The following is a 7,418-nucleotide window of genomic DNA, read 5'->3' as shown; positions in this document are numbered from 1 at the left end:
AGATCCGTTCCAAAATTTAAGATTTTTTATGTTAATTCGTTTTTGCAACGGAGCCAGCTAAAAGTGCCTTTGATGTCTGCTCGCTGATTTTGAGTGATCATTTCTCAGAGAGAAAATCTTTGGTCTTTGATAACCCCCAGTGACCTATTACGTCAAGGCCCTCTCTGCTTCCCAGGATCGTGCATAAAGGCGGCAACTTCGCACATTGTCTTCTGCCAATCTGAATATGAACTGCTTATTTGCTGAATCGCATTATAACGAATGTGCTTGTAGTCACTCCATCCCTCTAGCGCACGGATAAGTGTATCGGCCAAACATGATGCTGTTGGTTCTGATAGCAAGCAGTTTTCGTCGTCCTTGAGAAACCAACTGTTAGCAGGATTTTGATTAGCAACCACTAAAGTACCACAGCCCATCATTTCAAACGGTAAATAGGATGGGTGACGAGTCATCATCATTGCTAAACCAACATGGCAACTACGATATAAATCTCCAGTTGATCTATATGGAAGCATCCCGATAGCATTGACTACATTATGAAGTCCATAGTCAGATGGACTCCAATCTTGTCCGGCACATATAATCTCAACTCGATCGCCCATATGTTTTTTAACTAAAATAAGGGCTGAAGCAGCTAATTCAAAACAGTTACGTGGAACGGCTGGCCTTGCATAGTAAAAAAGTCGTAATTGTCCATTTGTCGATAGTTCAGGGCCAGGATAAAATATGTCAGTATCAATACATGGTTTAAGAATTACTGAACGTCCACCATATTCATTTTGATAGATATCGCTTAAAGATTTTGTATTAGCAATCCCATAAAAACCAAATCTGTAGGTTAATTCTGCTTGTGCATAAGTGCTTCCGGCTGGATAAAACAACGGCTCGAAATCCTGTATCATATAGAATTTGTAGCCAGTATTGCAGACTTTAAGCAGTGTATACGCGGTAGTCCAAAGTGTTGCTACCGAATAATCTGAGGCCGGAATGGCCTTAATGGCTTTAGGTGAGTCAAGAGATATTACATCAACACCAGTTAACGTCGGAAATGCCTGTTCTATTTTTTTAGCAATAAATATTGGATCACAGGCACCGCAGATTAGAACTCGTTGACGCACTCCTTGAGAGTCTTGAAGGTAAGCAGCCAGGCGCAGTATCGTCATTATTCCACCATAAAACGGATTATCAAATGGTGGTAAGTACCAATTACAGCTACGATGAGCAATTGAATCTTCCAGTCTATCTGCGTGCTGCTGGACACTTGCTAGTGCTGCACTGTCACAATCTACCCACTGCGCCAACGCAAGAGCATCGGAAGAGTACTGACCGACAGCAGACCGTATTGCAGAGGAACGTGGAACAAGCCCTACCTTGTGCAACATACTTTTAACCTGATTTTTAATTATACGCTTCATCGATTCGATTCCTCTCATCAAAATCTAAAGGTACTACTGAGCCAAATGCTGGGATGAAAGTAAGGATCATGGCGCATGGATTCATTCCAGTTTGAGTTGTTCGATAATAGCATCTCATCAACTTGAATTCGCGCATGCGGCGATACCAATCCACGGAAACCTTTAGTAAGTATTTCTGCGCAACAAGCGACTACGGCTTCGTCTATTGGTAATGATGCGTATAACCCTAAATTGCACTCAGTACGCTTAAATGCTATTGCTCTTGCCGAGCCTGCAGAAACATTACGATACCAAAGAGGTCCCCCAATAGGTCCCCATTGACGTAAAGGCATCCCCTGAAACAGCGGTTGGCTTTGGTAGCCATCGCCAACAACACGACCAGCTTCAACAACAGTTTCATTGTTCAACAAAATCAATGGCGTTGTAAACCCTATCTCTGGATGTTTAAGCACCCATCCCGTCAAATCTTGCAGCGAATCAGGTGATAAACCTGAAACGCAATAATCCATTAAAAGTACGGCCGGAGCAGTTCCAATTAAAATAGCCTCAGCAACTGACAAACTGTGATTAGATTGAGCTTGTAACACGTGTAGCGGGATTCCACCAGGGAGTGTGGTGGGAAGCGACTTGCTTTTTTCACAACTGATCAAAACCGTTACGCTAGCGAGCTCCACACCTAATTGCAGTACTGCCTCGTTGATTAAAATCATTGGGTCGCTATCAAATTCGCTATACAAAATTAGATCTACGGAAGGTTGCAAACTCCTATGGAAAATAAGTTTAAAGCCAGAATCTGGATGGGGCATAACAGTGGCATTCAAGCCAAGACGCGTTATTTTCCTTTCTAACGCTCGTAATTGACCTGCAGGCGCATAAGGCTTAGCATCACTGCCTGTTGCAGTTGACCCTGGTATGATGCGCCAATGATAATGGATGGCCGGCACATGCTCAACACGCCGACTTAACTCAGCAACACGCAAGAATATGTCCCAGTCTTGTGCTCCGTCTGTGTCTGGATTCCAGCCACCAATCGTATTGATGATCGTCCTACGCATCACATTAAAATGCGTAAGATAATTAACTGAATACATCATCTCGGGACTCCACTGCGGCTTAAACAGAGGATTCAAACGAAGAGAACCATTTGCATTGATGAGGTCTTTATCAGAGTAAAGAAAGTCTATTTCTGGATGTTGTTCAATGGCAACAGCCATATCATGTAAAGCCCACAAAGTCAGCTCATCATCGTGATCAAGCAATGCAATAAATTCACCTCGCGCAAACTCAAGTGCTGCATTCGAATTTCGAGATATACCGCCATTTGTAGTTAATCGTTTAATACGTAAGCGAGGATCGCAGGAGGCAAGCTGTTTAATCATTGTCCAATTTTCTTCATTTTCTTGGTCAGCATAAGTAATGCATAATTCCCAGTTAAGCCAAGTCTGTTGCTGAACTGAACTTATAGCTGCAGCGAGTATTTCACCCGGAATCTTATAAACAGGAAGAATCACACTAAACAATGGTGACTCTGGTTGGTATTGTTGGGATGCTTCACGTTGGTACTGGAGTTTTTCTAATGTAGGCTCGTTTGCGTTGATCCAAGCCGCAAACTCAGGCGGTTCAGCAATGCTTGTTGCCTCACATACCGTACTCCGGGTAGAACTCCGGCCTTTAGACTTTCGGTATCTAGTGTTACGAATGACTCGGAGCGCACCTAAAGTTCCATGTCGATGAAATAATTTTACGATTGCCAACCCTCGAACAGATATCCTACGACGAAATGAGTCTTTAGGTAAAAGCCTATTAGCAACTCGAGCTATTATTCTCGCTAGTTGTGCCACTGAAGTGCTTTGAGCAGCCATGAGTGCAGTAATTTGATTATCACGAAGGCTAATTATTTTTTGAAGTGTCGTTATCTGCTCAGAATTAACTTCGGCCTCTGCATGTGCAGCATTTTTTTTCTTCTCCATGCTAGTCAAATTATCTTTAAGCTCGTTGATGCAGTGCTCAAGCTCAACAATACGCAGAGAATTAGCTTCTGCGCGTGCATATGCATCATTTGCTCTTAGCTCACTTGCACAGAATCTGACAGCATACTTATCTATGTCTGTCACATTAAAGAGCCGACTCTCAGACCAAGGCCGTCCAGTTTGATCCAAGGGTGTAATCACGGTTTTATTATATTGTAATAAACCACTTGTCACTGACTCATGCAAACCTACCACAACTCTCGTTCCCAGTATGTTCTCTTTCAATGCTCGTTTGCGTACAATGCACTGAGAATTAACAAACTCTACAGAATGCACTTGCTCCAAAGCGCTTTCATCAATACTGCTGCAACCATAATAAGCTTGAAAGGCAGAAAGATATGTTTTACGGTCAAGTGTTGTCCCCCAATGCTCAAAGTTAACAAGATCGGCTAAACGTTTAAAAAAAGCCATCGACGAATATGGATCGGCAAGACCACCTTCAAACTCCTGCCAATAACTACAATGTAAATCTTCAGCAATATATAGTCCTCCGTCCGAGATCTTTGGGAAAAACCGTGCAAAAGAATCGATGATATGACGAGAAAGATGTGAACCGTCATCTATAACAATATCCCATACATTGGATATTTTATCTATTTTCAGCTCTGTTTCCTTCGTAGAAGCATCTCCTATAAGAACTTTTATCCGGGGGTCTTCATATTGTAAGTTAAGACACTGAGGATTAATATCACAGCCAACAAGATGACTCGCGTGGGAGAAATACTTACCCCAAATATCCAGTGAGCCACCATTTTGTATACCAATTTCTAACAGACAAATCGAATGACTACGTAGTGGGCTAAAAAGTCGCTCATATTGGTTTATATAAGACATCCAGCGATCAGTTAGTTTGCCTTTGTGGTTTTGATAAAAATAGTTAAGTTGATTCATAAACACACCTTCATTTCAACTTGCTCGAATGGAATGCCAACAAGTCCCCAGCGAACCTTACTTGAAGAAACTTTGACAGTAAGGGCGTCATGTAATAAATGATGTTGAGTATTTTCATATAGCTCGCCCTCCGCAACAGAACTAAAAACAACATACTCACCATTAGGCAGCATCGGTAAGCGAAAAGTAAAATCAGCCCAAAAGGATTGGCCTGCTGCAACTTGCATGGGAAATTTGTCTGTAAAAGGAAGTGTATTTTCTCCAAAAAGAGCTTGTCCTAAGCGATCATGAAAAACAAAACCAAGGATTGGCCTGTCAAGTGATTGATTAGCGCGAGCTCGAACTGAAACGCGCACACGTTCACCTCCCTTTAATAATGTTTCACCTGGATTAGTTAAATTTTCAATTTCAATACTAGTTAATTCTGATTTACCTGTTTTAAATCCTTTTGCGGTTTCGAGGTTATTTGTGATGGTATAAGTGGAGCTGTAGTCGAACATAGATTTAGCTTCTGGATCAGATAGTGTTAACTCGCCACAATCACCTGAAATGCTATTTATAGTCGATGAATTATCAAGTGTTTGTAAGTCCACTTCATTACCATAAACACTTTGCAAAGTATCCTGAAGATAGTTTTGTGCAACAATTGTCGACTTATTAATCATCTTAATTTTCCCTTTATCAAGCCAAGCTGCATTTTGGCAAAGGTTTGAAACAGATGACATATCGTGACTTACAAGTACTAGAGTACCTTTTTCCTTGAAGCGACGAATAAAGTGCATACACTTCTGTGTAAAAACAGCATCACCTACAGCAAGGGCTTCATCGATAACTAAAATATCGGCATCAACATGAGCAATCACTGCAAAAGCAAGCCTCACAAACATCCCGTTTGAATATATCTTTACAGGCTGTTCAATGAATTCGCCTATATCTGCAAATGCCACTATATCATCAAAACGATTATCGATTTCTTCAGTTTTCAATCCTAGGATAGATGCATTCATGTAGATATTTTCGCGTCCTGTAAACTCTGGATTAAAACCAGAACCCAACTCAAGAAGTGCTGCAATTCGACCATGGGTAGTAACTTTGCCACTTGTTGGATTTAAAACACCGCAAATCATTTGTAAGAGCGTAGATTTCCCACTTCCATTTCGGCCAATAATGCCGAATGTCTCACCTTTTTTAATTTCAAATGAAACGTCATCCACTGCCCAAAACTCACGGCCAAATTGTTTTCGTCCACGCCATAACATTTGTAATAATCTATGTTGTGGCCGTTCATATATATGAAAACATTTGCTTATATTTTTTACTGTAATCGAAGTTTCAGAGGACATCAGCAAACCCCTTACGTGTTTTTTGAAACCAAGCAAAACCTAACCATGCTAATAGTATTGAAAATAAAGTGTAAATAAAATAAATCTTAATTTGTGGTACGGTCCCCCAATATAAAATGTCTCTTACGTTTTCTATAATTGGAGTTAATGGATTAAATCTTAAAACTGATCGATACTCAACTGGAAGTGAGGTAACTGGATAAAAAATAGGGGAAAGAAACAATAGTATAGTAATAATTATTCCAATCAGTTGACCTACATCTCGCAAATAAACACCAAGTGATGCTAATGCCCAACTCAATCCCATGTTGATTAAAACAATAGGTAATATAATTAAAGGGAAAAGCAATAATGTCGTATGTGGTAACCCAAAAAATATCATATAAAATAAACACCAGACAAACAAACTCATTAGCATTTGAAATAAAGCGCTTCCAAGAGAAACCCATGGTAAAATCTCTAAAGGAAACACGACTTTTTTAACATAATTAGCATGAGAGATAATCAATGTTGGCGAGCGAGAAATACACTCTGAGAATAAATTAAAGACAATAAGGCCTGAAAATAAAACAAGGGCAAATTCTGTTTTAGAATCGCTGCCAACATTCCATCGGGCTTTAAATACAACGCTAAAAACAAAAGTGTAAATAGCCAGCATTAAAATAGGCTGAAAAAACGACCAAAGCAGCCCTAACATAGATCCACGATAACGGCTGAGCACATCTCGTTTAATTAATGTTGTAATTAATACGCGATTTCGCCAAAAACTTGCAATCATCTCACATGGAGTAGAACTAAAGTCGTTCATGATGTAAATACTCTAGCCTGATTAAAGGGCAGACCTTTCTTATCTTTTAATGATAAGAAAGGCGAACTCTTAGTTGGCCAATCAATGCCTAAAACTGGATCATCCCAAATGATGCATTGTTCATCGTCTGGGGACCAAAAATCAGTTGTTTTGTAAAGCAGTTCAGCTGTCTCTGACAACACAAAAAATCCGTGCGCGAAGCCTTCTGGAATCCAAAGTTGTTTAAAGTTATCAGAGGATAAATTTTCGCCTACCCATTGACCAAATGTAGGAGAATTTTGGCGTAGATCAACAGCCATATCAAAAACAGCACCAGAGACAACACGTATTAGTTTACCTTGAGGCTGTTTAATTTGATAATGTAATCCGCGCACTACGTTTTTCAATGAACGAGAATGATTGTCCTGTACAAAACATACCGAACGGCCTATTGCTTCTTCAAAATGTCGTTGATTGAAACTTTCTAAAAAAAGCCTCTGTCATCACCAACCACTTTGGGTTCAAGTACAATTACATCAGGAATAGTTAGTTGGGTTATGTTCATGCTAATACTAATGCCTCTTCGTTCAATAAGCTCATTAGATGGGGTAGTGCCCCCATTCGTGTCAAAATTTACGGATAGAGTTTAAATCTTCTCTCATAGCTTGCAGTAATCTTTTTTGTATTGTTGGTGAACTGTTTGGTTCTTTATCATAAAATTCTTTACTAATAGCAACAACATTTTCACTTCCTATAAGTTCTGCTTGCTCCTGTGATGCAACATATTCTTGTCTATATGTCTCGCTACTGGTTCTGTCGCAAAAATAAATTTAGACCACGAACGGAGTTATTTTGGGCGAGTTTATGCCGCAAGTCCATAGAACTGTTCAAAAATAGTTGGGGTGTGACAATCATTGGAATTAAAAGATACTCTAAGAAATTAACCCATTGA

General features: G+C 39.9%; 5 protein-coding genes. All 5 read right to left on the bottom strand.

The genetic code is table 11. The features are described from left to right. Positions 1 to 152: 152 nt before the first annotated feature. Genes QM652_RS13575 through rfbC form a run of 5 tightly spaced genes read right to left on the bottom strand, consistent with a single transcriptional unit; the run spans position 153 to position 6,918 of the window. The gene (locus QM652_RS13575; RefSeq protein WP_415076693.1) at positions 153 to 1,415 is read right to left on the bottom strand and encodes a hypothetical protein; all 1,263 of its coding nucleotides are present in this window, start codon (positions 1,413 to 1,415) and stop codon (positions 153 to 155) included. A 17-nt stretch (positions 1,416 to 1,432) separates the two neighbouring features. Further along, on the bottom strand, positions 1,433 to 4,336 hold the full coding sequence (locus QM652_RS13570) for a glycosyltransferase (protein ID WP_415076691.1): 2,904 nt from the start codon (positions 4,334 to 4,336) through the stop codon (positions 1,433 to 1,435). Next, positions 4,333 to 5,679, bottom strand: coding sequence for an ABC transporter ATP-binding protein (locus QM652_RS13565; protein WP_415076689.1), 1,347 nt, complete (start codon positions 5,677 to 5,679; stop codon positions 4,333 to 4,335). The genes QM652_RS13570 and QM652_RS13565 overlap by 4 nt, the downstream gene beginning before the upstream one ends. Continuing rightward, on the bottom strand, positions 5,669 to 6,487 hold the full coding sequence (locus QM652_RS13560; protein ID WP_415076687.1) for an ABC transporter permease: 819 nt from the start codon (positions 6,485 to 6,487) through the stop codon (positions 5,669 to 5,671). The genes QM652_RS13565 and QM652_RS13560 overlap by 11 nt, the downstream gene beginning before the upstream one ends. Beyond that, complete coding sequence (rfbC, locus tag QM652_RS13555) at positions 6,484 to 6,918, bottom strand: dTDP-4-dehydrorhamnose 3,5-epimerase (RefSeq protein ID WP_415076695.1); 435 nt, start codon at positions 6,916 to 6,918, stop codon at positions 6,484 to 6,486. Before rfbC ends, QM652_RS13560 begins: the two co-directional genes overlap by 4 nt. Positions 6,919 to 7,418: the final 500 nt, after the last annotated feature.

It is taken from the genome of Legionella sp. (assembly GCF_047605385.1).
Taxonomy (GTDB): Bacteria; Pseudomonadota; Gammaproteobacteria; order Legionellales; family Legionellaceae; genus Legionella.
This window is presented reverse-complemented; position numbering and strand designations above follow the sequence as displayed.